General features: G+C 66.4%; 19 protein-coding genes. 9 read left to right on the top strand and 10 right to left on the bottom strand.

The features are described 5' to 3' along the window. Nucleotides 1-73: 73 nt before the first annotated feature. Nucleotides 74-2,407: an Rne/Rng family ribonuclease gene (locus tag BI327_RS10110; RefSeq protein WP_283807773.1), complete on the bottom strand. Its 2,334-nt coding sequence runs from the start codon at nt 2,405-2,407 to the stop codon at nt 74-76. On the opposite strand from BI327_RS10110, the gene BI327_RS43520 reads away from it, so the two are divergent. The 6 genes from BI327_RS43520 to BI327_RS10085 all read left to right on the top strand — a co-directional run bounded on the left by BI327_RS43520 (nt 2,393) and on the right by BI327_RS10085 (nt 11,205). Further along, on the top strand, nt 2,393-3,376 hold the full coding sequence (locus BI327_RS43520) for a hypothetical protein (RefSeq protein ID WP_283807772.1): 984 nt from the start codon (nt 2,393-2,395) through the stop codon (nt 3,374-3,376). The two genes, BI327_RS10110 and BI327_RS43520, sit on opposite strands and share 15 nt — an antisense overlap. Nucleotides 3,377-4,003: 627 nt before the next feature. Then, entirely contained in the window at nt 4,004-5,329 is a 1,326-nt protein-coding gene (locus tag BI327_RS10105; protein WP_076860111.1) for an N-acetylmuramoyl-L-alanine amidase, read from the top strand. Between the two features lie 249 nt (nt 5,330-5,578). Then, nucleotides 5,579-8,077: a penicillin-binding protein 1A gene (locus BI327_RS10100; RefSeq protein WP_076860109.1), complete on the top strand. Its 2,499-nt coding sequence runs from the start codon at nt 5,579-5,581 to the stop codon at nt 8,075-8,077. Between the two features lie 106 nt (nt 8,078-8,183). Continuing rightward, nucleotides 8,184-9,315 (top strand): peptide chain release factor 2 gene (prfB, locus tag BI327_RS10095; protein ID WP_143271570.1). Its coding sequence is split into 2 segments (ribosomal slippage): nt 8,184-8,252 and nt 8,254-9,315, totalling 1,131 coding nucleotides; the frame shifts between segments, so codons are not numbered across the junction. 3 nt (nt 9,316-9,318) lie between these two features. Further along, nucleotides 9,319-10,188, top strand: coding sequence for an NAD(P)-dependent oxidoreductase (locus BI327_RS10090; protein ID WP_076860105.1), 870 nt, complete (start codon nt 9,319-9,321; stop codon nt 10,186-10,188). An 84-nt stretch (nt 10,189-10,272) separates the two neighbouring features. Next, complete coding sequence (locus BI327_RS10085) at nt 10,273-11,205, top strand: DMT family transporter (protein WP_076860103.1); 933 nt, start codon at nt 10,273-10,275, stop codon at nt 11,203-11,205. On the opposite strand, the gene BI327_RS10080 is transcribed toward BI327_RS10085, so the two are convergent. Next, nucleotides 11,165-13,318, bottom strand: a complete 2,154-nt coding sequence (locus tag BI327_RS10080; RefSeq protein WP_076860101.1) for a carbamoyltransferase C-terminal domain-containing protein — start codon at nt 13,316-13,318, stop codon at nt 11,165-11,167. The two genes, BI327_RS10085 and BI327_RS10080, sit on opposite strands and share 41 nt — an antisense overlap. A gap of 161 nt (nt 13,319-13,479) precedes the next feature. Here BI327_RS10080 and BI327_RS10075 point away from each other — a divergent pair, with 161 nt between their 5' ends. Then, on the top strand, nt 13,480-14,736 hold the full coding sequence (locus BI327_RS10075; RefSeq protein ID WP_076860099.1) for an ABC transporter substrate-binding protein: 1,257 nt from the start codon (nt 13,480-13,482) through the stop codon (nt 14,734-14,736). 208 nt (nt 14,737-14,944) lie between these two features. On the opposite strand, the gene BI327_RS10070 is transcribed toward BI327_RS10075, so the two are convergent. The 6 genes from BI327_RS10070 to BI327_RS10045 form a co-directional block, all read right to left on the bottom strand. Further along, on the bottom strand, nt 14,945-16,252 hold the full coding sequence (locus tag BI327_RS10070; RefSeq protein ID WP_076860097.1) for an O-antigen ligase family protein: 1,308 nt from the start codon (nt 16,250-16,252) through the stop codon (nt 14,945-14,947). A gap of 6 nt (nt 16,253-16,258) precedes the next feature. After that, on the bottom strand, nt 16,259-17,686 hold the full coding sequence (locus BI327_RS10065; protein ID WP_076860095.1) for a glycosyltransferase family 4 protein: 1,428 nt from the start codon (nt 17,684-17,686) through the stop codon (nt 16,259-16,261). After that, nucleotides 17,683-18,423 carry an ABC transporter ATP-binding protein gene (locus BI327_RS10060; protein ID WP_076860093.1) on the bottom strand — a complete coding sequence of 247 codons (741 nt, stop codon included), beginning with the start codon at nt 18,421-18,423 and terminating at the stop codon, nt 17,683-17,685. The genes BI327_RS10065 and BI327_RS10060 overlap by 4 nt, the downstream gene beginning before the upstream one ends. A 3-nt stretch (nt 18,424-18,426) precedes the next feature. Then, nucleotides 18,427-20,367: a glycosyltransferase gene (locus BI327_RS10055; protein WP_076860091.1), complete on the bottom strand. Its 1,941-nt coding sequence runs from the start codon at nt 20,365-20,367 to the stop codon at nt 18,427-18,429. 17 nt (nt 20,368-20,384) lie between these two features. Then, complete coding sequence (locus tag BI327_RS10050) at nt 20,385-20,621, bottom strand: hypothetical protein (protein WP_076860089.1); 237 nt, start codon at nt 20,619-20,621, stop codon at nt 20,385-20,387. Between the two features lie 313 nt (nt 20,622-20,934). Beyond that, complete coding sequence (locus BI327_RS10045) at nt 20,935-21,369, bottom strand: hypothetical protein (protein WP_076860088.1); 435 nt, start codon at nt 21,367-21,369, stop codon at nt 20,935-20,937. Between the two features lie 162 nt (nt 21,370-21,531). Between BI327_RS10045 and BI327_RS10040 the strand changes: the two genes are divergently transcribed. Together BI327_RS10040 and BI327_RS10035 are read left to right on the top strand one after the other, a co-directional pair. Then, nucleotides 21,532-22,407 (top strand): DUF6502 family protein, encoded by an 876-nt coding sequence (locus BI327_RS10040; protein ID WP_076860086.1) that lies wholly within the window; start codon nt 21,532-21,534, stop codon nt 22,405-22,407. Next, complete coding sequence (locus BI327_RS10035) at nt 22,404-23,651, top strand: DUF5666 domain-containing protein (RefSeq protein ID WP_076860084.1); 1,248 nt, start codon at nt 22,404-22,406, stop codon at nt 23,649-23,651. The genes BI327_RS10040 and BI327_RS10035 overlap by 4 nt, the downstream gene beginning before the upstream one ends. Nucleotides 23,652-23,719: 68 nt before the next feature. Here the strand turns inward: BI327_RS10035 and BI327_RS10030 are convergent, their stop codons facing one another. Then, nucleotides 23,720-25,078 (bottom strand): M23 family metallopeptidase, encoded by a 1,359-nt coding sequence (locus BI327_RS10030; protein ID WP_076860082.1) that lies wholly within the window; start codon nt 25,076-25,078, stop codon nt 23,720-23,722. Nucleotides 25,079-25,178: 100 nt separating this feature from the next. Then, the gene (locus BI327_RS10025) at nt 25,179-25,916 is read right to left on the bottom strand and encodes a peroxiredoxin (RefSeq protein ID WP_076860080.1); all 738 of its coding nucleotides are present in this window, start codon (nt 25,914-25,916) and stop codon (nt 25,179-25,181) included. Nucleotides 25,917-26,036: the final 120 nt, after the last annotated feature.

The following is a 26,036-nucleotide window of genomic DNA, read 5'->3' as shown; positions in this document are numbered from 1 at the left end:
GGCGTCTGACGAACGGATGGCCTGTCCAATAAAAACGCCCGGCGTGAACCGGGCGTTTTGACTTGCAGGTGGGCTAGTTGCCGCCGCCGAAGCGGCGCGACCACCAACCCTTGCGGGCCGGAGCCTCGGCGGTTTCGGCCGGTGCAGGCTCCGGAGCGGCCGCTGCGGGTTCAGGGGCGGCTTCCTCCGCCGGGCTCTGAACCAGTGCGGGCGCTGATGCATCGGGCTGCGGGCTCGACGCGAAGCTGACCTTTTCGCGCACCGTCGAACGGCGCCGCTGCGCGCGGTCGCCTTCGGCGGCGGTGTCCTCGACGGCGGCAGTGGCAGCCTCCGGTTCGGGCGCCGCAACGGCCTCGACAGGGGGGGCCTCGACCGGCTGCCATTCCGGCGGCGCGGCGACCAATTCGGGCTGCGCGAGCGAGGGCGCCGGCTCCGAATCATGGCTATCGAAATCGGCGACCGCGTCGGTGGCTTCCGGCGCTGCCGCCGGGCTCAACTCGTCGGAGATCGATCCGGCGAGACCGTCATCCGGTCCACCGCTGCCGCGCCGACGGCGGCCGCCACGACGTCCGCGGCGGCGCGGACGGCGATCGCCGTTGCCGGCCTGGTCGTCACGGGCCGCGCCCTGCGCGTCGTCGCCTTCTTCCTCTTCGCCTTCGGCATCGGAGGCAGCAACCGCCTCGGTGCCTTCGGGCAGGACATGCATGAGGTCGCCGTCCTCGCGCGGCGGCTGGGCGCCTTCGCGCGCTTCGCCGCTGCCACCGCGGCCGCGGCGCCGGCGGCGGCGCTTGCGGCGCTGGCCGTCGCCTTCGCCCTCGGCGGAGCCTGCTTCTTCGCCGGCCGCGCGATCGTCGGCGAGGCCTTCGGTCTCGTCGGTCTCGATCTCGGCCTCGTATTCGAACAGTTCTTCCTCGTCATCGACCTCTTCGGCCTGCGAGGGTGCCGATGCAGCCTGCGCCGCGAGCAGCGCCTTGGCGGCTTCGAGCGTATGCACCTGCTCGCCGCGATCGATGATGTAGGATTGCTGGCCGTGCACCGTGGCGTCGGCGACGATCGACAGCGAGACGCGGAACGAGTCTTCGAGGTCGCGCAGATGGCCGCGCTTGTGGTTGAGCACGTAGAGCGCGACGTCGGTGCGGGTGCGGACCACCAGATTATGGGTCGCGCCCTTCATCAGGATTTCCTCGATGCCGCGCAGCAGCTGCAGCGCCACCGACGAGACCGAGCGGACGTGGCCGCTTCCGCCGCATTGCGGGCAGGGCTCGGTCGAGCTCTCCAGCACGCTGGCGCGAATGCGCTGGCGCGACATCTCCAGCAGGCCGAAATGCGAGATGCGGCCGACCTGGATCCGCGCACGGTCCTGGCGCAGGCAGTCGGACAGCTTGCGCTCGACCGCGCGGTTGTTGCGCTTCTCGTCCATGTCGATGAAGTCGATGACGATCAGGCCGGCAAGGTCACGCAGACGCAACTGCCGCGCGACTTCTTCCGCCGCCTCCAGATTGGTCTTGAGCGCGGTGTCCTCGATATGGTGCTCGCGCGTCGCCCGTCCCGAGTTGACGTCGATCGAGACCAGCGCCTCGGTCTGGTTGATGACGATGTAGCCGCCGGAGCGCAGCTGCACGGTCGGCGAGAACATCGCATCGAGCTGGCTCTCGACGCCCATTCGCGAGAACAGCGGCTGGCCGTCGCGATATTGCTTCACCGCGCGCACATTGGCCGGCATCAGCATCTTCATGAAGTCGCGGGCTTCGCGGTAGCCGGCTTCGCCCGCCACCTGGATCTCGTCGATCTCCTTGTTGTAGAGGTCGCGCAGCGAGCGCTTGATCAGCGAGCCTTCCTCGTAGACCAGCGTCGGCGCCTGCGACTTCAGCGTCAGATCGCGGACCGTCTCCCACATCCGGATCAGGTACTCGAAGTCGCGCTTGATCTCCGGCTTGCTGCGCGAGGCGCCGGCGGTGCGCAGGATGATCCCCATGCCCTCGGGCACGTCGAGATCCTGCACCACTTCCTTCAGCCGCGAGCGGTCCTGCGCCGAGGTGATCTTGCGGCTGATGCCGCCGCCACGCGCGGTGTTGGGCATCAGCACGGCATAGCGGCCGGCGAGCGACAGATAGGTGGTCAGCGCGGCGCCCTTGTTGCCGCGCTCTTCCTTGACGACCTGCACCAGCATCACCTGCCGGCGCTTGATCACTTCCTGGATCTTGTACTGGCGGCGCGGGCGGAACGGGCGCTCCGGAACCTCCTCGAGCACGTCGTCGCCGCCGACGGACTCGACAACGTCCTCTTCTTCGCCTTCCTCGCCGTCGTCCTCTTCGTCATCCTCGCCGGCGTCGTCGCCAGGCACGGCCTCGGGCGCGGCCACTTCCGCGAACCCTGCGTATTCGGAGACCGCGTGCTCATCGGCCACGGCGTGAACTTCGTCGGCAGCGACATGCGGCGCGTCGTCGGCGTGCGCGGCGTTTTCCTCGACCTGTTCCTCATGGGCCCGCTCGGGCTCATGATTGACCTCGGCGGGTTCGGCAGCGTCCGGCGCGGCCGACGCAACGGAGGCTTCGACCGCCGCGACAACGGGGTCGGACACGGTCTCGGTGGCCGGCGCCCCGCTCACCGCGGGAGCGTGGTCGTGCGCATGATCATGGTCGTGGTGGTCATGGTCGTGGTGATCATGATCGTGATCATCGTGGCCATGATCGTCGTGACCATGGTCATGGTGCTCGTGATCATGGTGATGCTCGTGGTCGTCGTGATGCGCATGATCATGCGCTTCGCGCTCGTGACCCTCGTGCTCGTGATCCTCGTGGGCGATTACGCCATGCTCGTGATGCTCGGCATCGACGGGCTGCTCGTGAGCCTCGACCGCCGGCTGCGCCTGCGCATCGCCGGTACCCTCGATCACCTCGCTCTGGACGCGGTCGCCATGGCCGCGGCGGCGGGCATTGCGATGGCGCGAGCGGCGGCGATGACCGCGGTTCTCGTGCTCTTCCTCGGCCTCGCGATGGGCGCGCTCGTCGGCTTCGATCAGCGCCTGACGGTCGGCGACCGGGATCTGGTAGTAGTCCGGATGGATTTCGCTGAAGGCCAGGAAGCCGTGCCGGTTGCCGCCATACTCGATGAAGGCAGCCTGCAGCGACGGCTCTACGCGCGTGACCTTGGCGAGGTAAATGTTGCCGCGCAGTTGTTTGCGCTGGGCGGTCTCGAAATCAAACTCTTCGACGCGATTGCCACGGACCACAACGACCCGGGTCTCTTCCGGGTGGGTGGCATCGATCAACATCTTGTTGGGCATTTTGGAGCTCTTGACGGCGGCGGGCGCGGATCATGGCGCGCGCAAACTGCGCCGCCCGGTGACGCGACGGTCCACCTGATTCGGGGGTGAGGGGAAGGCCAAAACGCGTCTCGCGGCGCAGCGCCGGACGGGAACTCACCGGGATGATGCGACGGGCGAGGTTTTCACCTCGCGTCAACGCGATCATTCGGGGGATCCTGGTCGGCAATGCAGTCTGGCGCATTAAGCGTCGGCCCGTCTAAACATGTTGGCGGCGAGAAATACCGCCGTATCTTTTGCTGAAAGCCCGGCTCGGCGCCGAAGCGCCTGCCGGCCATCGCATATCGAGGCCCCAAAGGAATCCCCCAAGGACCGGATAATCGGTTATGCCGTGTCTCAAACCGTCCCTCTGGCGAGGGAGTGTGCCTGGGACCGGACGCCGCTCGGGCTCGAATCCGCCACTCCATGTCAGCCGCGCGCGGCGCTGGCTGGGGAGGGACCGGAAAAACACGATGGGATCTTCGACTTGGAAGGTTCCACCGCTGCACCGGGAGGCTGAACGCGACACAACCGGGAGTACTAGCCGTCAGCACTCCGTACATACGTGGATTGGCCGCCGCGTGCAAGGGAAGCGTCACGCCGCCGCAACACTCGGTTCTTTTCGCCCAGGCGTCATTAGGCGGCGATTAACCGTGTGGTTCTAATGCGGTAAGAAGCAGCTGGGAGGCTCCGAATCGGGTGGAGAACCGCGCAAAACACCTTGTTTTTCTGGGATGCGGGCTGCTGTGCGCTGCAGCATCGGTGTTTGCCGTGGCCGGCGCCCCGAGCGCGGCCGAGGGGCCGCAGGCCGGCCCGTCTGCCCCGGCCGCCAGTGCCCCGGCCACCAGTGCCCCGAATTTCCCGGTCGCATCCGGCGCCAGGCTCGCCGGTGACGACAAGCAGACCCGATTCATCCTCGATCTCGACCGCAAGATCGAATTCCGCGCCTTCCCGCTGGCCGACCCTTACCGGGTCGTGGTCGATATCCCGCAGGTCAATTTCCAGCTCGCCACCGGCACCGGCTCGGCCGGGCGGGGCCTGGTGAAGGCCTTCCGCTATGGCCTCGTGATGCCCGGCGGCTCCCGGATCGTGTTCGACCTGACAGGGCCGGTGAAGATCGCCAATTCGTATGTGCTCGATGCTGCCAACGGCCAGCCGCCGCGGCTGGTGCTGGATTTCGAGCAGGTCGATCGCACCAGCTTCGTGCAGTCGCTCGCACCCGAGAGCCGGCCCGAACTGAAGCCCGCGATCTCCGATTCGACCACGGCGACCATTCCGGCCGTCACCACGGCGGCGCTGCCGCCGGTTGCGGTCACCGACGCGCGCCCGCTGATCGTGATCGACCCCGGTCACGGCGGCATCGACAACGGCACCCAATCCGGCGACCAGACCGAGAAGAACCTGGTGCTGGGCTTCGGCCTTGCCTTGCGCGATCGGATCGAGAAGTCGGGCAAATATCGCGTGGTCATGACGCGGTCCGACGACACCTTCATCCCGCTCAACGATCGGGTGAAGATCGCGCGCTCGCAATCCGCCGCGCTGTTCGTCTCGATCCATGCCGACGCGCTGCCGCGCCGCGAGGGCGACGCCCAGGGCGCCACCATCTACACGGTGTCGGACAAGGCCTCCGACGCCGAGGCCGAGCGGCTGGCGGAAGCGGAAAACAAGGCCGACGCGATCGCCGGCGTCAACCTGACCGATGAGCCGACCGAGGTCGCCGACATCCTGATCGACCTCGCGCAGCGCGAAACCAAGACCTTCTCCAACCGCTTCGCCCGTCTGCTGATGGACGAGATGAAGACCACGGTGCGGATGCACAAGCACCCGCTCAAATCGGCCGGCTTCCGGGTGCTGAAGGCGCCCGACGTGCCGTCGGTGCTGGTCGAGATCGGCTACGTCTCGAACAAGGGCGATCTCGAGCACCTGGTCTCCGAGAACTGGCGGAACAAGGCCGTCGGCTCGATGGTCCAGGCGATCGATGCGTTCTTCGCCAAACGGCTGGCAACCGCCGGACCGGCAAAGTGAAATTCGCCGCCTGAAAAGCCGGGGCCGTTGCCCCGAAGCCCTAGTTTGGCCACAGCGGCGACGGTATAGACAAGGGACCGCAGGTCCGCAGAATCGACCATATTGTCCGGCGGCTCTTGAATATTCGCGTGCGTGAGGCGGCTCGCCGGGCCAAGCCTTGTTGGAAGAGCCTTCGTTGTGTGAGGCTTCGCACTTTTGGACAGGCGCCGCTCACGATTGGGCGCCGGAGGGTAGGAACGGAACGTCGTAATGCGCCTGCTCGTGCGGTTTATGGGTTTCTTGTTCGCCGCCGGAACGGTCGTGTTCCTGGTCGGTGTTGCCGCCGTCGCCGGCGCCATCTGGCATTTCTCCAAGGATCTGCCCGACTACTCGCAGCTCCAGGACTACGAGCCGCCGGTGATGACCCGCGTGCACGCCTCCGACGGCGCGCTGCTCGGCGAATATTCCAAGGAGCGCCGGCTCTATCTGCCGATCCAGGCGGTGCCGAAACTCGTGATCAACGCGTTCCTCGCCGCCGAGGACAAGAATTTCTACGAGCATGGCGGCATCGATTATCAGGGCATGGCGCGCGCCGCGATCCTGTACGCGCAGAACTACGGCTCCAATCGCCGCCCGCAGGGCGCCTCGACCATCACCCAGCAGGTCGCGAAGAACTTCCTGCTCACCAACGAGGTCTCGTTCGCGCGCAAGATCAAGGAAGCCTTGCTGGCGATGCGTATCGAGCGCGCCTATTCCAAGGACCGCATCCTCGAGCTCTACCTCAACGAAATCTATCTGGGCCTCGGCGCCTACGGCATCGCGGCGGCGTCGCTGGTCTATTTCGACAAATCGGTCAACGAGCTGACGATCGCGGAGGCGTCCTATCTCGCCTCGCTGCCGAAGGCGCCGGCCGCCCTGCATCCGGTGCGCAACCGTGACCGCGCGATCGAGCGCCGCAACTACGTGATCGACCGCCTGCTGGAGAACGGCTGGATCAAGCAAGCCGACGCCGACAAGGCGCGCAAGGACCCGCTCAACGTCACCAGCCGCTCGAACGGCGCGCACATCTTCGCCGGCGAATATTTCGCCGAGGAGGTCCGCCGCGACATCTTCGAGCGCTACGGCGAGAAGAAACTCTACGAAGGTGGCCTGTCGGTCCGCACCACGCTGGATCCCAAGATCCAGGTGATGGCGCGCAAGACCATGGTCGCCGGTCTCGTCAATTACGACGAGGCGCAGGGCTGGCGTGGGCCGGTTCACAAGCTCGACGCGTCAGGCGATTGGGGCGTCAAGCTCGCCGACGTCAAATCGCTGTCCGACATCTCGCCGTGGCGCATGGCGGTGGTGCTTGAAACCAGCGACCAGTCGGCGCGGATCGGCTTCCAGCCGGGCCGCGAGCTCGGCGGCGCGGTCAGCAAGGAGCGGCAGACCGGCATCATCACGATCGACGGCGTGCGCTGGGCCAAGTCCAAGGGCAAGGCGCCGACCGCGGTCTCGCAGGTGCTTCAGCCGGGCGACGTGATCTATGCCGACCCGCTGGTGACCAAGGACGGCAATCCGGTCGAAGGCCAGTATCGCCTGCGGCAATTGCCCGAAGTCTCCGGCGCCATGGTGGCGATGGATCCCTGGACCGGCCGCGTGCTCGCGATGGTCGGCGGCTTCTCGTTCGACCAGAGCCAGTTCAACCGCGCCACGCAGGCCTACCGGCAGCCCGGCTCGTCGTTCAAGCCGATCGTGTACTCGTCGGCGCTCGACAACGGCTATACGCCGTCGACCACGGTGATCGACGCGCCGATCGAGATCGACCAGGGGCAGGGCGCCGGCGTGTGGCGGCCGGAGAACTATTCGACCGGCAAATATTACGGCCCGACCACGCTGCGCAACGCGTTGCAGCGCTCGCTCAACACCGTCACGGTGCGGCTCGCGCAGGACATCGGCATGCCGCTGGTCGGCGAATACGCCAAGCGCTTCGGCGTCTATGACGAACTGCCGAACTATCTGTCCTATGCGCTCGGTGCCGGTGAAACGACCGTGATGCGCATGGTCACGGCCTATTCGATGTTCGCCAATGGCGGCCGCCGGGTGAAGCCCACGCTGATCGATCGCATCCAGGATCGCTACGGCCATACCATCTTCAAGCACGACACCCGCGAATGCCGCGGCTGCGATGCGCCCGGGGGCTGGAAGAGCCAGCCGGAGCCGCAGCTCGTTGACCGCCGCGAGCAGGTGCTCGATCCGATGACCGCCTACCAGATCACCGAGATGATGGAAGGCGTGGTCCAGCGCGGCACCGCGACCGTCGTGAAGGAGGTCGGCAAGCCGATCGCCGGCAAGACCGGCACCACCAACGACGAGAAGGACGTCTGGTTCGTCGGCTTCTCGCCGGATCTCGCTGTTGGCGTCTACATGGGCTACGACAAGCCGCGCAATCTCGGCCGCGCCGCCACCGGCGGTCACGTGGCTGCGCCGATCGCCCGCGACTTCCTCAAGCTTGCGCTCGCCGACAAGCCGCCGACGCCGTTCAAGGTGCCGGCCGGCATCAAGCTGATCCGCGTCGACGCCAAGACCGGCATGCGGGCCGGCCCCGGCGACGGCGGCAACACCATCCTCGAAGCCTTCAAGCCGGGCACCGCGCCGCCGGACAACTACTCGGTGATCGGCGTGGCCGATGCCGACGGCCGTGCGCCGCAGCCCCAGCCGTCGCAAGGCGGCGGCCAGCAGCCCGACGGCGGTTTCTTCATGCGGCCGGGAACCGGGGGCCTTTATTAGCCTCCCGATCGTCCAAATCGCCGGGATAGGGCGGCCAAGCCGATTGCGCTTTGCCGCGCCGCTCGCTACATCCCCGGGAACGTTTTTTGCCAACACCTGAAAGACCATGCGCGCGGAAATCGAACGCCTTGTTGAAGAGATCAAGCAGTCAGTCGGGCTGCTGAGGAGGCATCTTTGACGTCGAACAATCGACGGCACGCCTCGCTGAGCTGAACAAGCTCGCAGAAGACTCCAATCTCTGGAACGATCCCCAGAAGGCCCAGCGGCTGATGCAGGAGCGCACCTCGTTGGAGGACGCGCTCTCTGGAATCGGCAAGGTCGAGCGCGAGCTCGAAGACCAGGTCGGCATGATCGAGCTCGGCGAGGCCGAGGACGATGCGGCCGTGGTCACCGAGGCCGAGAAGGCGCTCAAGGATCTCAAGAAGGAGGTCGCCCGGCGCGAGCTGGAAGCGCTGCTTTCGGGCGAGGCCGACAAGTTCGATTCCTATCTCGAGGTCCACGCCGGCGCCGGCGGCACCGAGAGCCAGGACTGGGCGCAGATGCTGCTGCGCATGTACACGCGCTGGGCGGAGAAGCACGGCTTCAAGATCGAGTTCCTCGAAGAGTCGCAGGGTGAAGAGGCGGGCATCAAGTCCGCCACCATCCAGATCTCCGGCCACAATGCCTATGGCTGGCTGAAGACCGAGGCCGGCGTGCACCGCCTGGTACGCATTTCGCCGTTCGACTCCAATGCGCGGCGGCACACCTCGTTCTCGTCGGTGCAGATTTTCCCTGTCATCGACGACTCGATCAAGATCGAGATCAAGGAGTCCGATGTCCGCACCGACACGATGCGGTCGGGCGGCGCCGGTGGTCAGCACGTCAACAAGACCGAGTCGGCGGTGCGCCTGACGCACATTCCGACCGGCATCGCGGTGGTTTGCCAGGCCGGCCGCTCCCAGCACAAGAACCGGGCGCAGGCCTGGGACATGCTGCGCGCGCGGCTCTACGAGATCGAGCTGAAGAAGCGCGAGGAACAGGCGGCTGCCGATCAGGCCGCCAAGACCGATATCGGTTGGGGTCACCAGATCCGCTCTTACGTCTTGCAGCCCTACCAGATGGTGAAGGACCTGCGTACCGGCGTGCAGACCTCCGATACGTCGGGGGTGCTCGACGGCGATCTCGATGAATTCATGGCGGCGACGCTGGCGCAGCGTGCATTCGGCACCGGGCCCGGCTCCGTCGAGGATGTGGATTAAGCCATGCCGCGCGTCGCTTTCATCGGATTGGGACGCATGGGCCACGGGATGGCGGGCCGCTACCTCGATGCCGGCTTCACGGTCGCGGTGTGGAACCGGAGCAAGGCCAAGGCCGAGGACCTGATCGCCCGCGGCGCGCAATGGGCGACCTCGCCGGAGGATGCCGCGATCGACGCCGATGCGGTCGTCACGATGGTCGCCGACGACGCGGCGTCGCGCGACGTCTGGCTGACGAAGGACGGCGCGGCGGCCACCATGAAGGCCGGCACGCTCGCGATCGAATGCTCCACGGTCTCCTATCAGCACACGCTCGATATGGCGCGCGAGCTGCATAGCCGCGGCCTGATCTACATCGATTGCCCGGTCACCGGCCTGCCGGAGGCGGCGGCCGCCGGCAAGCTGACGCTGCTGGTTGGCGCTGACAGCGCCGACCTCGACAAGGCGCGGCCGTTCCTCGCGCCGATCGGCAGCACGATCCGCCATTTCGGCGCGGTCGGCACGGGCACCGTGTTCAAGCTGATCAACAATCTGATCGGCGCGGTGCAGATCGCAAGTCTCGCCGAGGGGGTTGCGATCGCCGAGCAGGCCGGCCTCGACATGCAATTGGTCGCCGAGGCGCTGGGCACCGGCGCGATCGCAAGCCCGCAGGTGATCCGCCACAGCAAGCGGATGATCGACCGCAACTTCTCCGGCGCGTCGTTCACCGCGGCGTTGCGTCACAAGGATGCCGAATACGCCGTGCGACTGGCCGAAACCCTGCTGCCCGGTGTGCCCGTGAGCCGCGCCGCGCTCGCTGCCTACGACAAGGCGAGGGCCCACGCGCCTGATGGCGACGAAGGCCAGATGATCGAGATCGTGTCGCGGCCCAAATAGGCCGGGCAGCCATTCACGGAAATCGGGTGGGAATATTCGCCGCAGCGCGCTAGTCACCTCCGTGAGCGCAGCCGAGTGCCCGACATGCCGTCCGACAACAGGATCGATCGCCGCGACTGGGGACTGCTGGGTCTGCTGTCGGTACTCTGGGGCGGCTCGTTCTTCTTCAACGGCGTGATCCTGCGCGAATTGCCGCCGCTGACGCTGGTGCTGCTGCGCGTCGTGCTCGGCACCATCATCCTGCTGCCGCTGCTGCGCGCCGCAAAGATCGAATTGCCGCGCGGGGCGTCCGGCTGGGCGCCGTTCTTCGCGATGGGGCTGTTCAACAACGTGCTGCCGTTCTCGCTGATCGTGTTCGGGCAGACCTATATCCCGAGCGGGCTGGCCTCGATCCTCAATGCGACGACACCGTTGTTTGCGGTGGTCATCATGGCGGCGGCCGGCGAGGAGCGGCTGCAGGCGCGCCGCGTCGCGGGCGTCATCGTCGGCCTGATCGGGGTTGCGATCCTGCACGGCGATGCGCTCGGTTTCGAGAGCAGGCAGGGCGTCGGCATCCTGCTGTGTCTTGCGGGCGCCTTCAGCTACGGCATCGCGGCGCTGGTCGGGCGGCGATTGCCGCAGCGTGTACCGCCGTTAGGTACGGCGACTTTCCAGATGATGGCGTCGGCCGTGATGATGGCACCCATCGCCGCGGTGACCGACCGGCCCTGGCTGCTGCCGATGCCGCACGCGACCACGTGGCTTGCCGTGCTCGGGCTCGCGGCGCTGTCGACGGCGCTGGCCTATATCGTGTTCTTCCAGATCCTGCAACGCTCCGGCGCGACCAACGTGATGCTGGTGACGCTACTCATTCCCGTCACCGCGATGCTGCTTGGCTATCTCGTGCTCGGCGAGCCGATCGCGCTGCGCGAGGTGATCGGCGCGCTTGTGATCGCGAGCGCGTTGCTGCTGATCGATGGGCGGGTGCTGAGCCTGTTCAGCCGCTCGCCTGCTTCCACGCCGCATACCATCCGCTGAAGCGCCCGCTGTCGCGCTCGCCGCCGTGCCAGGCGGCATAGGCGGTGCCGTCGTCGGCGACCAGCACCACGGCATCGAGTCCCCTGGAGCGGCGCAGCGTGTCCATCGCCTGTGCCGGCGTCTGCGCGATGGGGCCCGCGACGTTGAACGACGTGTTGACCGACATCTCGACGCCGATATGGCGGCCGAGCGCCTTGAGATACGCGTAGGTGAGGGGATCGTCGCCCTCGCGCACGATCTGGATGCGGCCGGTGCCGTCGGCGTGCACCACGGCCGGAATTTTCGCGCGTGCCTCCGGCTTCGAATGCGCCGTCAGTACCATGTAGTTGTAGGCGTTGTAGTCTCCGTCGGAGGCGCCGTCTTCCAATTCGAAATAGTCGCGCGCCGCCTCAAGCGTCGCCATCGGCGCCAGTGGCCGGATCGCCTCGCGATACTTGACGCGCTCGTTGAGCCGTTCGCGCACCTCGGGGTCGCAGGGGTTGGCGAGGATCGAGCGATGGCCGAGTGCGCGCGGGCCGGTCTCGGCCGCACCCTGATAGATCGCGATCACGCCGCCTTGCGCCACCATGCTGGCCATCAGATCGGCAACCGCATCGCGTCCCTCTGCTGTCGCCACATTGCCGATCTGGGTCGAGGCAATGTCATCGGCGTGCAGCGCCGCGGTGATGTCGGCGTTCGACGGCGGCAGGCCGCAATAGAATGCGTGCGACAGCGGCGCGCCGCGCGGTGCGCCCGCCATATGCGCGAACAGCCACGCCGCGCCGATCGGCACGCCGGGATCGCCGGGCACCGGCGGCACCCACATATGCAGCCGCGTCTTGCGCTGCTGCGCGCGTTCGAACCAGGCCTCGTCGAAATGCTCGAGCAGCCGCATGTTGCCGAGCGCGTTCAGCGCCACGCCGCCGGTCAGCACCAGGCGATCGGTGCCGGTGATGCGCAGGAGATGATCGATGACATGGATCATCGCGTCCTCGAACACCAATTGCGTCGCGGCCGCCTTGTCGACGCGATCCTTGGTGTCGGGGCGGTGATTGATGTCCTCGACGCGCAGCACGGCGTCGGGATTCCAGAGCTGGTCGGGCCGCAGCGGCGGACCGAGAATATCGATCAGCGGCTGATGATAGGGATTGTCGGCGGGATCGGCATACCAGTTGGCCATCGCGCGATTGAGCCGCACGCTGCCATCGGGCCCGAGCTGCAACACCGCCTTGAGGCGCTGATAATACGGATTGGTGGCGCGGTTCATGTCGCCCCAGGCCGCGGCGCCCATGTAGCGGCCCTCGCTGGAGAGCCAGGTCCAGCCGCCCTGGCTCGACGAGATCACGGTGTAGAAAGCGCCGAGCGAGTCGAACAGGCTCTCATTGCAATAGAGCTGCTTCATCTCGCCGTTCTCGGCGACATAGAGCGAGATCGAGCCGACGTCGCCGGTGCCGTCGAGCACCGCGATCGCGACGCGCTCTTTCGTATCGGCGAACGGCGAGGCGGTGAACGAATACCAGGCGTGATTGTCGTGATGCGGCATGCAGATCAGCGGCAGCTGCTCGCCGAGCCCGTACATTCTGCCGAGACGGCGCGAGATGCGCCGCACCTGATCCATCTGACGCAGATTGATCGCCGGCGCGATCGGCGCACGCAACAATTTGATGCTGGCCGGCGCTTCCTCGAGCGAGGTGCGGATCAGCATCGCCAGCAAAGCGGGATAGTCCCATGTCGTGACGAAGGCTGCGATGTCGCCGACGTCGCGGCCCATCCGCTGCAACACCCTGCGCATGTCGTCGAGCGCGTATTGCGGGAACTCGTTGGTGTGCTTGTTGCCGGAGAAGCGCTCTTCCTCGTTGTTGACGATCAGGCGCGGTCCGTCCTTCTGGGTGACCTCGACCAGCGCGACGCCGGTATTGTGCGTGCCGGGGCAGGCGAGGCCGGCGATGTAGACGGTCTCGCCGCGCTGCAGCTTGTCGCGGATCGAGGCGATCGTGCGTTGCGCGAGCTCGCCATTGGCCTTGTGCAGGCCACGCTTCGCCAAAGCACGCTCGCTGAGGCGGCGCGTGATCTCATAGCCCGCGGCCGCAACATGCGGATGCCGCGGACCGGTACGAATGTCCGGTTTACGCAATCAGAACGCCTCGACTCGTGATCCCCAGATCGACCTTCAATCACAAATAGCGCCAGGCAACAATGCCGTTTCGCCCAACGGAAAAACCCAGTGCTTGCCAGCACATGCGTCTCTTGCGAGACTTGCCGCCAAAACCAACGACAAAAATCGGGGAGAAAACCATGCCGGCTCGTTCTGGATATATTGGCGCAATCGCGGCGTTCGCAAGTGCGGCACTGATCGCGACCTCGGTCGCCCTGATCGCGACCCCGGCATATGCGCAGAAGAAGTACGATCCCGGTGCGACCGATAGCGAAATCAAGATCGGCAACATCATGCCGTACAGCGGCCCGGCGTCGTCCTACGGCGTGATCGGCAAGACCGAGGCCGCGTTCTTCAAGATGATCAACGAGCAGGGCGGCATCAGCGGTCGCAAGGTGAACTTCATCAGCTACGACGATGCCTATTCGCCGCCGAAAGCGATCGAGCAGGCGCGCAAGCTGGTCGAGAGCGACGAGGTGCTGCTGATCTTCCAACCGCTCGGTACGCCCTCCAATTCGGCAATCATGAAATACATGAATGCCAAGAAGGTGCCGCAATTGTTCGTTGCGTCCGGCGGAACCAAATTCGGCGACCCCAAGAACTTCCCCTGGACGATGGGCTTCCAGCCCAACTACCAGAGCGAGGGGCGCATCTACGCGAAATACATCCGCGACAAATTCCCGAACAGCAAGATCGCGGTGTTCTGGCAGAATGACGACGCCGGCAAGGATCAGTTCAAGGGCCTGAAGGACGGGCTCGGCGACAAGGTCAACATGATTATCGCCGACAAATCCTACGAGGTCTCCGATCCCTCGATCGATTCGCAGATCGTCGCGCTGCACGATTCCGGCGCTGATATCTTCTTCTCCTGGGCGGCGCCGAAGGGCTCGGCGCAGGCGATCCGCAAGGTCGGCGAGCTCGGCTGGAAGCCGAAATTCTTCCTCGCCAACACCGCGACCTCGGTCGCCTCGGTGCTGAAGCCGGCAGGGCTGGAATACTCCAAGGGCATCATCTCGACGGCCTATCTGAAGGACCCGACCGATCCGACCTGGGACAAGGATCCGGCCGTCCAGAACTGGCGCGCCTTCATGGACAAATATTATCCTGACGGCGACAAGGGCAATGCCAACAACCTCTATGGCTATGTGCAGGCCGAGGCCATGGTGCAGGTGCTGAAGCAGTGCGGCGACAATCTCACGCGCGAGAACGTGATGAAGCAGGCCGCCAATTTGAAGAACTTCCACTCCGACCTGATGCTGCCCGGCGTCATGGTCAACACCTCGCCGGACGACTATTTCCCGATCGAGCAGATGCAGCTGATGCGGTTCAACGGCGAGGCGTGGGAGCTGTTCGGCGACGTCATCACCGGCGAGGTCGGGCACGAGGCGACAAGGTAGGGGGCTCGTCCGTCAGGCGATTGCCCGCGCCAACCCACCGCTGTCGTCCCTGCGAAAGCAGGGACCCATACTCCTCGGCCTGCGTTGTGAACGGGACTCGTCGTTCCGCTATCGTGCAGCAATAACCATTCGTGGTTATGGGTCCCTGCTTCGCAGGACGACAATGCGTTGTACGGGCTGTGAGTCACACGCCTCGTACCCGTCGCAGTTATTTCGGTCGGGCGGCGGTACCGTCCACCACGATCTTCTCCGGCCGCCGGGCGCGGAGCGCCATGCCGCCGGCGACGCCGACGCCGATCACATACATCCAGCCCTCGTGAAAATCGGCGAGGTGCGAATTGAGCAGCGAGCTCGTGATGTTCTGGACCACCACGGCAAGCCCGATCCAGGTCACGAGATCGCGGCCAGCGAACAGCCTGACGTGGCTGGTCCACATCGCGTAGAGCAGCAGGATGCCGAGGAGACCCCACTGGACCCCGACATTGAGGGTCTGGTTGTGCGGGTTGTTGATCACCTCGGCCTGCAGGCCGGTCTGCCCGATGGCATCCTGGGTGAACATCTGCCTGATCGAGCCGGTGCCGTGCCCGAGCCACGGCGCCGCGGCGATGAACTTCACCGACTTCCGCCAATAGGTCAGGCGCTGCGCGGTGGAGGCGATGCCCGACGTATCCTGCGCGCGATACTCGATGCTGACGTCGGCGATGCGCTGGCGCAAATAGGGCGATGTGGTCCAGACCAGGAGGCTCGTGACGGCGACGGCGGCGAACAATAGCCGCGTGGCGCGGCGCGACAGATGCAGCGAGGCGAACAGGATCAACAGCACCGGCATGTAGACCAGCGCGGTCCGCGCTGAGACGACGTAGAGCATGTTGCCGGCGAACAGCAGCATCAGCGCGATCGCGCCGGCGGCGATGCGCCACTGCCTGGCCCGCAGCGCCGTCAACGCCGGCAGCGCCAGCGCGAAGGCACAGAGCGCGAATTCCTGGCTCTGGTCGAGGTAGTTCTTGACCGGCACGCCGTCGGATGCGGTGTGTGCGAGCTTGAGCTGCGGCAGCGCCAGCACGATCCAGGACAGCATCATCAGCAGCGCGCACGACACCAGGAAGGCTAAGAACACCAGGAGCCCGCGCTGCGAGCGCTGGAAATAGCCGAGCAGGAACGGCAGCAGCAGCAGCTTGCTGAGCGGCTTGATGCCTTGCAGCCGTTCCGCCCAGCTCGTCTCCGACCACGCCAGGCCGATCACCGCGAGGGCGACCAGCGCGACCGGCAAGGCAAAAGCCGGCTGCGCGAGGTCGAGAATGAACTGCTCCCAGTCGATGGTCGGGATCACGGCGACAAGCCACAGCAGCATGAAGACGGCGAGCAGCGACGTCGACCATGGCAGCGCGGCCGCGGCCAGCACGATCAGGATGTCGGTGGTGCGGGCATAGGCGGCCGAACCCGACCAGGCACGGACGCGACCGCGCCAGCGCGGCGGTTCGATGGCGAGGCCGACCGCGCCGGATTCGGTGCTCATGACCGGTCACACGCCGTGCGCGGTCGCGCCGCTGAAGTTCGTCATCGCGGCGGTGAGAGCCGCGGCGGCGGCCGTGACATCAGGGGCAGCCCGATGGGTAAGCAGGTCGCGCGCCTGGGTGTGGTGGCCGAAACGCTCGGCCAGCTCGCCCCGCTGCGCGCGGATCCGGTCGCGCCATTGCTCCTGCTGCGCCAGAACGCGCCGCACCGAGGCGCAGATCGATTCGGTCGAGAATGGATCGAAATAGTCGGCAAGCTCGCCCGCGACCTCGCGGAACACGGTAATATCCGAGCACAGCACCGGTGTGTTGGCTGCGAACGCCTCGATGATCGGGACGCCAAAACCTTCGGCGAGGCTCGGCATGATCAGGCCATGCGCGCCCGCGATCAGCGCCGCTTTCTCGTGCTCGTCGACATAGCCGGAGAAGCGGACGTTCTTCGGCAGGTTGCGCGCCTGGTTGGCGCCACCGGCATAGCCGATCACGACGAGATCGGCCTCCGGCAGCTTGCGGAAGGCGCGGATGACGGCCGCGAGGTTCTTGCGGGGCTCGTTGGAGACGATCACGACGAAGCTCGGCCGTGCCGGGACGGTGGTCGACAGCGGCGCAAGCGGTGCTTCCTCCACATCGAAACGGGTCCGCGGATAGACCACCCGCGCCGGAATGTGCGCATATTGCGGGAGCAGGGCGCGGAAGCGGTTCATGCTGTAGTTCGAGACGAAGGCGAGCTCATCGGCCTGATGCACGCTGGTGAAAAGGCGCGACAGGAACAGGCGGGTCGCGATGTCGTCCAGCTTGAGATCGGTGATCGGCAACAAGTCGTGGACCACGCAGATCACCTTGGCATTTCGGCGGCGCTTGATCGCAACCCGGGTCGGGGTGTCGATGAGAATGACGTCGTAGTCGCGCGCATCGACCCGCGGCGGGGGCAACCGGGTCAGGGCCGAGGTGTCCTGATAGCTGTAGAAGCCGGGCTCGAGCAGGAAATCGCCGAACAGCTCGAGATGGCGCAAATCGGTCGGAATGTATTCGAGGCCCTCGGTGCGGTTCTCGATCAGCTTGACGCTGGTCGGCAGCACATGAATCGAGCGCAGGAAGGCGATGATGAATTCCAGCGAGGTCGCCGCGTTGAGCTTGTGCTTGAACCAGTCGACGGTGCGACGCAGGCCGCCGCGCATGATCGGCGAGTTCATGTCGGTTTCATCGAGGTAACGATAGAGCGCGAGCAGCTCGATCAGCCGTGAGTCCTCCGGCAGCAGACGCGTCCGCTGTTGCCTGCGGCGCAGCTTCCGGTACCGGCGCGTGGTCTCCACGACCAGGGTGAGGGCATGACCGTCGCCGGCCAGCGAGCGGATCAATTCACGCGTGAAATGGAAGATGCCGCGCTTGTGGTTGGGTTCGCCGAGCGCCTCGCTGACGACCAGGATCTTTGTCATGCGCTTATTTCTCTGAGCTCGAGGTGATGCGGGACGGGCGTATCCAGCGCGACGGTGCTGGCGATGTGGCCGTGATCGAGATTGATGATGCTGTTGCAGGTCCGGCGCAGCAGGGCGTGGTCGTGCGAGGCGATGATCACGATCGCCGCGGTCTCGACCATCTTGCGCAGCCGCTGCTCGGCCTTGGCCGAGAAGTTCTCGTCGACCACGCTGAGCCATTCGTCGAGCAGCAGGATGTCGGCCGGAAACGCGGTCGCGGTCGCGAACAGCACGCGCATCAGCATGCCCGACGAGAACATGCGCAGCGGCATCCGCCGCATGCGCTCCTCCAGTTCCGTGAAGGCCCAGATCTCGTCCAGGATCGCCGGCGTCGGCTTGCGTCCCGAGATCCGCAGCAGCAGGCTGATATTGTCGGCGGCGACGAAATCGAGATTGACGCCGGCGCCTAGGCCGAGCAGCGGCACGATATTGCCTGATATCTCGACCTGGCCGCTGGTTGCCGGGAATACGCCTGCGATCAGCCGCAGCAGCGTGGACTTTCCGGAGCCGTTGGGGCCGGCGAGGCCGATGCGTGCGCCGGGCTTCGCTTCGATCGAGATGTTGTCGGCCGCGCGGATGGTGCGCATCTCGCTGGTCTGGCGGAACAGGCGGCCGAGCAGGCGGCGCTTCAGCGAGAAGTCATAGGCTCCGTACAGCGGATAATCGAGGCAGACGTCGCGGAGATGGATGCTTGCCATGCGCTAGATCCAGAATGCCGCTTTGCGCAGATGGGCGATGGTGACGGTGGCGGCGACGGCGAGCGCGGCGAGGCAGGCCAGCACGTAGAGCACGCTCGTCATTGCGACATGACCTGACGCCAGCGGATCGCGCCAGATCGCGAACAGATGGGTCAGCGGATTGAGCCGCATCACGGTCGAGCCGCGATCGATCATCTCCGGCGTCCAGATGATCGGCGAAGCCAGGAAGGCCAGCGTCAGCGAGGATTCGATGATCGGCTTGATGTCGCGGTAGCGCGTCGCCAGCGCGCCGAGCACGAGGCTCAGGGCGAGTGTGCAGGCGACGAACAAGACAAAGCCGGGGAGGGCGACGATGGCGCCGCCGAAATCGCGCGGCGTCAGCACGAGCCAGAGCAGCAGCGGCACGACCGCGTTATGGGCCGCGAACAGCGCCTGCCTGAAGGTACATTGCAGCAGGAAGATCACCGGCGGCAGCGCGCGATCCTTGATCAGGCTGGCCGAGCCTTGCAGCGCGGTGGTGGCATCGAGCACGACGCTGTTGAGGAAGGTCCAGGCGGTGAGGCTTGCCGCAAGCATCGGCAGCCGCGCCACCGCGCTGGCGTTGGAGAGATGACCGATGACCGAGCCGAGCACGGCCACCATGATGGCCATCTGGATCGACATCCAGAAGGGTCCAAGGAGGGAGCGGACGTAACGATGCCGCATGTCGGACCATGCCAGCGCGGCGGCGATCCGGATCGCACCGACGGGGCCGGCCATTTGGGGATGCAAGCCTGGGGCTGACGAGCTTGCATCCTTCGTGGCGGCCTCTTCGGCAACGACCTTGCGGTACACCGTCTCCACTCCCTCCTTGAAGGCTGTTGTCGAGTATTTCGTCACCGCGCGATGGCGCGCGGCCTGACCCATGCGGCGGCGCCGCTCCGGATCGTTGATCAGCGTCTCGATGGCATCGGCCAGTGCCGTGGGGTCGCCGGGCGGCACCGTGATGGCCTCAAGGCCGTGGCGGGCGACATGGGGAACGCCGGTGTCGAGCGCGGTGTTGACGATCGGGCGGCTCGCGGCCATCGCCTCGAGTTGCACCAGCCCGAAGGTCTCGGCATTGGTCACCGAGGGCATCACGAACACGTCGGCGATGCGCATCAGCTTGACGCGTTCGCTCTCCGACACCGAACCGAGCAGACGGACGCGGTCCTGCAGGCCGTAGTCGCGGATCAGCTGCTCGAGGTTGTCGCGCTCGCGGCCCTCGCCGACGATCCAGACCTCGAAATTGCGGGCGTGCGCTGATCGCACCAGCACGTCGAAGCCCTTGTACGGCACGAGCCGTCCGCAGGCGAGGACGAGGCGGCCGCGCGCATTGACGTCGTCCGTCTGCGCGGCCGGCCGGTCATATTTCGCAACGTCCACACCAAATGGAACGGCGTGGCACTTGTCGGAGAATTCCTGCAGCAGCGGCGTGGTTTCGATCAGCACCGGATCGGACACGATGATCGCCGCGGCGCGCCGCAAGGTTCGCCGCATCATCGGCTCGACCAGGAAGCGCAACGCCGCGTGCGAGACGATGTCGGCGTGCCAGTGCACGACCAGCGGCCGCGCGCGGCCGAGCCCGAATGCGAACACGAGGTCGGCGAGCGGGAAGGGGGCATGCAGCGCCAGCAGATCGTGATCGGCGATGCGGCGCCACAGCCGCCACGGATAGGTCGGCGCCGCCGGCAGCGACAGCACGTCGCCGAACGAATGCACGCGCTCGACGGCAACGTCATTGACCACGATCTGCCGCTCGCCGCCGGAGCGCGAGCAGACCAGCACGGCGGCGTTGAAGGTGTCCTTCAGGGAGGCGCAGATGTCGCGGATCACCGTCAGCGTGCCGCCGAACAGGTCGGGATAGTAGACCTTGAAGATGTGTAGCACCGACGGACGCCGGGCCGGCTCGTTGACGACGATCATGGGGGGCTCGATCCGGATCATGCTGCGTACAGGGCGACGACGAACGGCAGCGCCAGCGCGGCGAAGAACACCGCGGAACGCAGCAGCGCTGGAAACACCGGCTCGATCGGGCCGCAAGGCGCCCGCGGCGTGAACGAGAATGGCGCCCGCGGTGTGAACGAGAATGGCGCCTGCGGCGTGAAGCTGAGTGTGGTGGCGGCGAACCGACCGGATTCGCAAAGCGAATGGGATTCGCGGGCCGAACGAAGAGACATTGCGTCGGTTTCCCTGCTGGCTGAATTCTGAGTACGTGGGAAAAATACCCACGTCAATGGCGTCGGACTAAAATGTGGGAATGTGTCCCACGTATGGCGGTGGATAACTTTTTCGGCGGGAGGGGTCGGCGCGCATGGCGGTGCGATCGCCGCGGCTGCGCGGAGCGGCGAGGTGAGGGGGCGAGTTTTGAACGTGATGTTCCCACATCGTCATGGCCGGGCTTGTCCCGGCCATCCACGTCTGCCTTCGGGTAGCAGTCAAAGACGTGGATGCCCGGGACAAGCCCGGCCATGACGAGTTTGTGGCTGAGCGTCAGGCCGGTTCGGCTGGACTGCTCGCGGCGGATGGCTGCAACTGCAGCCTGATCGCGGCGATGTCGAAATGGATGCGCTCGGGCAGCATCGCGGCAACGGGCCGATGCAGATCCTGCTCGATGACGACGCGCTTGCCGCCGTCAGACGTCAGCGCGATCGAGATCGATTTCGCGCGCGGCTCTGCGCAGAGGCCGGCGTGTGCGCGGCTGGCATATTCGCCGGCGCGCAGGCCGCCGAAGCCGAAGGCAAGCAGGCGGCCGTAGATGTACAGTGCCAGCAGGTCGGTTTCGTCGAAGCGGCGCGGCGTGCCGGGCACCGCGCCCGGCAGGCAGGGATAGCCGCCCGCCATCACCGTCGAGACGAATTCCTCGTAGGGAACCTGGGCGATCCGGCAGGCTTCCGCGATCGCAAGGTCGAATCGGGCAGGCGTCATGAACGGTCCGTGTCGATGGCGGCAGTGCCTGGGCACCGTGACACCCGCCCGCAAGGCGCAGGATTGTGTCCGGTGGTGACTTTGTTTCCCATAGGTGGGAAAATGTCACACGTCAAGGGAAGTGGGATTGTGTCCCACGCAGCGGACGGCTAAAAGTTAGGCATGAATGCCAAGGCCCCGAAGTCGAAGGTGGGATCGTCCGCGCCGATCGCCGCAGCGAAGCTGCATTCGCCGCTGGCGCGGATGCTGCGTCCGCTGGTTCGCCTTTGCATTCGCGGCGGCATGACATTTCCGGCGCTGACCCGGCTCCTGCGCGAGCTCTATGTCAACGTCGCCGAACACGACTTCGCGCTCGAGGGCAAGGAACAGACCGACAGCCGCGTCAGCCTCCTGACCGGCATCCACCGCAAGGAGGTGGCGCGGCTGCGCGGCGCCGGCGCGCCGGTCAACGTGGTGCCGGCGACGCTGTCGCGCACCAGCGCGATCATCGCACGCTGGCTGGCGGCGCCCGAATTCACCGATGCGAAGGGCGATCCGCTGCCGCTCCCGCGCACCGCGGACGACGGCGCGCCGTCGTTCGAGACGCTGGTCGAATCGATCACCAAGGACGTGCGGCCGCGCGCGGTGCTCGACGAATGGCTTGACCGCAAGCTCGTCACCATCAATGACGACGACGAGATCATGCTGGTCGAGGAGGCCTTCGTCCCGCATGGCGACGACGACCGCAAATGGCACTATCTCGGGCGCAATCTGCACGACCATGTCGCGGCCGCCGAGCTCAACGTGTCCTCGGCCGCGCCACGCTTCCTCGAACGCGCGGTGCATTACGACGGGCTGTCGGCGAAACTCGCCAAGCGACTTGAAGGCCGTTCGCGCGAGCTTGCGATGGAAGCGCTCAAGGTCGCCAACCGCGAGGCCAACCGCGCACTCGCAAAAGACAAGGGCGGCGACTACCGCTGGAATTTCGGCATCTACATCTATCGCGAGGGCCCCGACGGTCCGGTCGACGACGATGGCGACGAAGGCGGTGCGACGTGAAGGGCCCGCCGCATATCTCGCGCCGCGCGCTGCTGATCGGCTTCTGGCTCGGCGGAACCTCGCTCGCGGGCGCGCAGGTCAAGAAGCGCGGCAATGATCAGGGCATCGGCGGCACCGGGATCACCGGCTCCGACCAGGGCATCGGCGGCACCGGTATTGTCGGCGTGATCCAGCGTTTCGGCTCGATCTATGTCAACGGCGAGCGTGTCGCCTATGCGGCCGACGTGCCGGTTAGGATCGACGGCGAGGCGGCGAGCGCCAAGGCGCTGCGGATCGGGCAGCTTGCCCGCGTGGTGGCGCAACGCGATTCCGGCGGCACGCTGTCGACCAAGCGCATCGACGTGGCGAGCGAAGTGACCGGGCCGGTCGAGCATGTGAAGTCGGGCGAGCTTGTGGTGCTCGGCCAGAAGGTCGCCTGGAGCGGCGGCGAGAGCTGGCTGAAGCCGGGCGCGCATGTCGCGGTGTTCGGGCTGCGCCGTACCGATGGCATCGTCGTCGCGAGCCTCGTGCAGGAACGCCACGACACCGCGATGCGCGTCGCCGGACCGCTCGAGCGCGACCGCGCCGGTGCCTTGCGGATCGGCGAGCTCAAGCTCGCCGGCGTCGATGCGGCGCTGGTCGGTCAGCGCGTGCAGGCCGAGGGCCATGTCGCGCAGGGCGTCATGCAGGTGTCGCGCAGCCGCGCCGATGACTTCTCCGATCTCGCCGGCGCGAAGCGGCTGTTGATCGAGGCCTATGTGCGGCGGGTCGGCAATGACCTGCAACTCGGCTCCGGCTTTGTCGCGCGCGATCACTCACGCTTTTCACCGGGGGCCGATACGCGCGTGGTCGTCAACGCGCAGCTGTCGGGCACGCGCGAGCTGCGCGTCGAATCGGTGCAATCGGTCGGCAAGTTCCCAGGCTCCTCGGTGCGTAACCCGGGCACGCCGGGCCGCGGCTCCGGCGGCGGCGGATCCGGGCATGGATCAGGGCCTGGTGGCGCGGGCGGGCGCGGCGCGCCCGGCGGCGGTCCGGGTGGTGGCCCCGGCGGCGGGCCGTCCGGGATGCCTGGCGGCAGTCCGCCTGGCGGCGGCGGTCCTGCGCCTGATCCTCTGAGTGGTGGAACGACCGGCCCGAGCCCCGGTGGCTTTGGCCCGCCCGGTGGGCCATTCGGCCCCAGCGGTGGCGGCGGTCCGTTCGGGCCTGGCGGCGGATTCGGCGGTGGCGGACCGGGCGGCGGCATGGGCGGCGGTGGCCGGCGCTGAGCCACAAACGAAACCGGCGCAAGCGAGACCGCTTGCGCCGATGGTCAGACCGATCGTTGTGAGATTAGCTAGCCCGCGCTGAGCCGGACGCCGGCGCGGAGGAATTTCTGCGGATCGACCGCTTCGCCGTCGATGCGGGTCTCATAGTGCAGATGCGGACCGGTGGAACGGCCGGTCGAACCGACGGCGCCGATCACCTGGCCGATCTTGACGTATTCGCCGACCTTGACGCCGATCTCCGAGAGATGGCCGTAGCGCGTCGACAGCCCGTTGCCGTGATCGACCTCGACCATGCGGCCATAGCCGCCGGCCCAGCCCGCCGACACCACCTTGCCGTTGGCGGTGACGCGCACCGGATCGCCTTGGGCGGCACGGAAGTCGAGCCCGGTGTGCATCGCCGGCCGCCCCAGGAACGGATCGGTGCGGACACCGAAGCCGCTGGTGAACTCGACCTCGCCGACAACGGGCTTGCGATAGGGCACCAGCGCGAGCGTCTGGTTCAGCCGCTGCATCTGCGCGCGGTTGATGTTGATGCGGTAGAGCTGCCGCTCGAACGCGCCGGCGTCGGGTGCGAGCTTCACCGGCACGAACGGACCGCCCATGCCGGAGCGCGGCACAGCCGCCTCGAGCTGCGCCATGTTGAGGCCGAGGTCGCTGATCACCCCGCGCATCCGGCGCACCCTGGAATCGATGCTGTCCTCGACGGAAGAGAGGGCTGCGACCTGGCGCCGCTCGACCTGGTCAAGCGAGGTCTGGAGGCGGACCAGCACGTTGTCGACGCCCTGGGCCTTGGCGAACTGGTTCGGCTGCGCCTTGGCGATCAGCGGCGCGCGCGATTCGAGCCGCGCCTCGCGATCCGGCGGCGCCACGAAGATCACGGTGTCGCTGATCGGGGAGGGCTTTAGCGGTCCCGAGGAAGGGGTGGCCTCGGCGCGGCCCTGCGGCTTGATCGATCCGGTGGTCGTCACGTCAGGCATCGCGCCGAGCGCGGTGGCGCGCGATTCCAGCGTCGACTGCCGCTTCATGATCTGGTCGAGCTTCTGGTCGAACTGTTCCTGGTCGAGCAGCTGGCGGCTGGTGGTGCGGTCGACCTTGGCACGCAGCTCGGAGATGCGATCCTCATAGGCGTATTGCATCTCGGCCTGGCGCGCGATCAGCCGGGTCAGCACGTCGTCGCGGAACGCGAAATAGGTCGCGGTCGCCGCCGACCACATGCCGAGCAGGACCACAGTGCCGACCGCGATCCAGAACACGACCGGCCCGAACCGGACCTGCTTGCCGGCATGGACCAGCGTATAGCCCTCGCCGGAGGCCGCCACCGCCGGCGTGGCGTGCTGGGCGGCCGGACGGCGCGCCGCTGCCCTTGCATGGTCCTGCGGATGATGGTGTCTGTGGTATTCCTGGTGATGACCGGACCGGCTCGACATCGGTACTCCCGCGGCCGGTCGGACCAAGCTCCGTACGGCTAATTTGCGCGGCCGATTTGAGCTCGGCATGGTTAATTTTCAGGAAACGGAACCCCTCCGGTCAGAGCGACCGGGCGGCCTCCAATACCGCTTCGGCATGGCCGTCGACCTTCACATGGCGCCAGACACGGGCGACTTTTCCACTGGAATCGACCAGAACCGTGGTGCGAATAATTCCCATGAAGGTCCTGCCATACATGGATTTTTCGCCCCAGGCGCCATACGCCTCCAGCATCTGATGGGCCGGGTCGGAAGCGAGCGGCACCGACAGCTGGTGTTTGTTTCGAAATGACTCCTGCGCCTTAACCGTATCGGCGGATATGCCGACCACCTCGGTGCCGCTGGCGATGAACTCGCTTTTGAGCCGGGTGAAGTCGATCGCCTCCCTTGTGCAGCCGGGGGTATCGGCGCGGGGATAGAAGAACAGGACCAGCTTCTTGCCGGCGAAATCCGCCAGCGAAACGCTGCCTCCGCCGTCGCGCGGCAGGTCGAAGGCCGGCGCCGCGGCGCCTTCGGCAAGTGTGACGGCGGACGACTTGGTCACGGACTTGGTCACGGTCGCGGCCGCCTCTCGCTTTAACGGTTTCGATGCAGCTGTGTGCGAGGCTTTGCCTTGAACACCCGCTGCGGTCTTGTTTTTCGCAGGCGCCTTGGTCGTCTTGGCCGTTGCCTTCTTCGCAACCGTTGTGCGGGTTTTCGTCGCGGACTTCCCAGTGCTTGCGCCTGCGGCGCGCGCAACCTTCGTTGTGACCCGCTTTCCGGTTGTGTTGGAGGATTTCTTGCGCGTTTTCTTGGACATACGCCTTCCTTTCGTCGCTTTCCGAAGCTCAACCATTGGGGTATTGCGGGTCTCATTCGCGGCAGCCGGATTCGCACCGGCCGCTGGGCAAGTTTGATGGCCACGGAGTATGGTGACAAG

The organism is Bradyrhizobium mercantei, from assembly GCF_001982635.1.
In the GTDB taxonomy this organism is placed as follows: domain Bacteria; phylum Pseudomonadota; class Alphaproteobacteria; order Rhizobiales; family Xanthobacteraceae; genus Bradyrhizobium; species Bradyrhizobium mercantei.
Note: the sequence above shows the minus strand (reverse complement) of the source record. Positions and strands in the feature narration are given on the sequence as shown.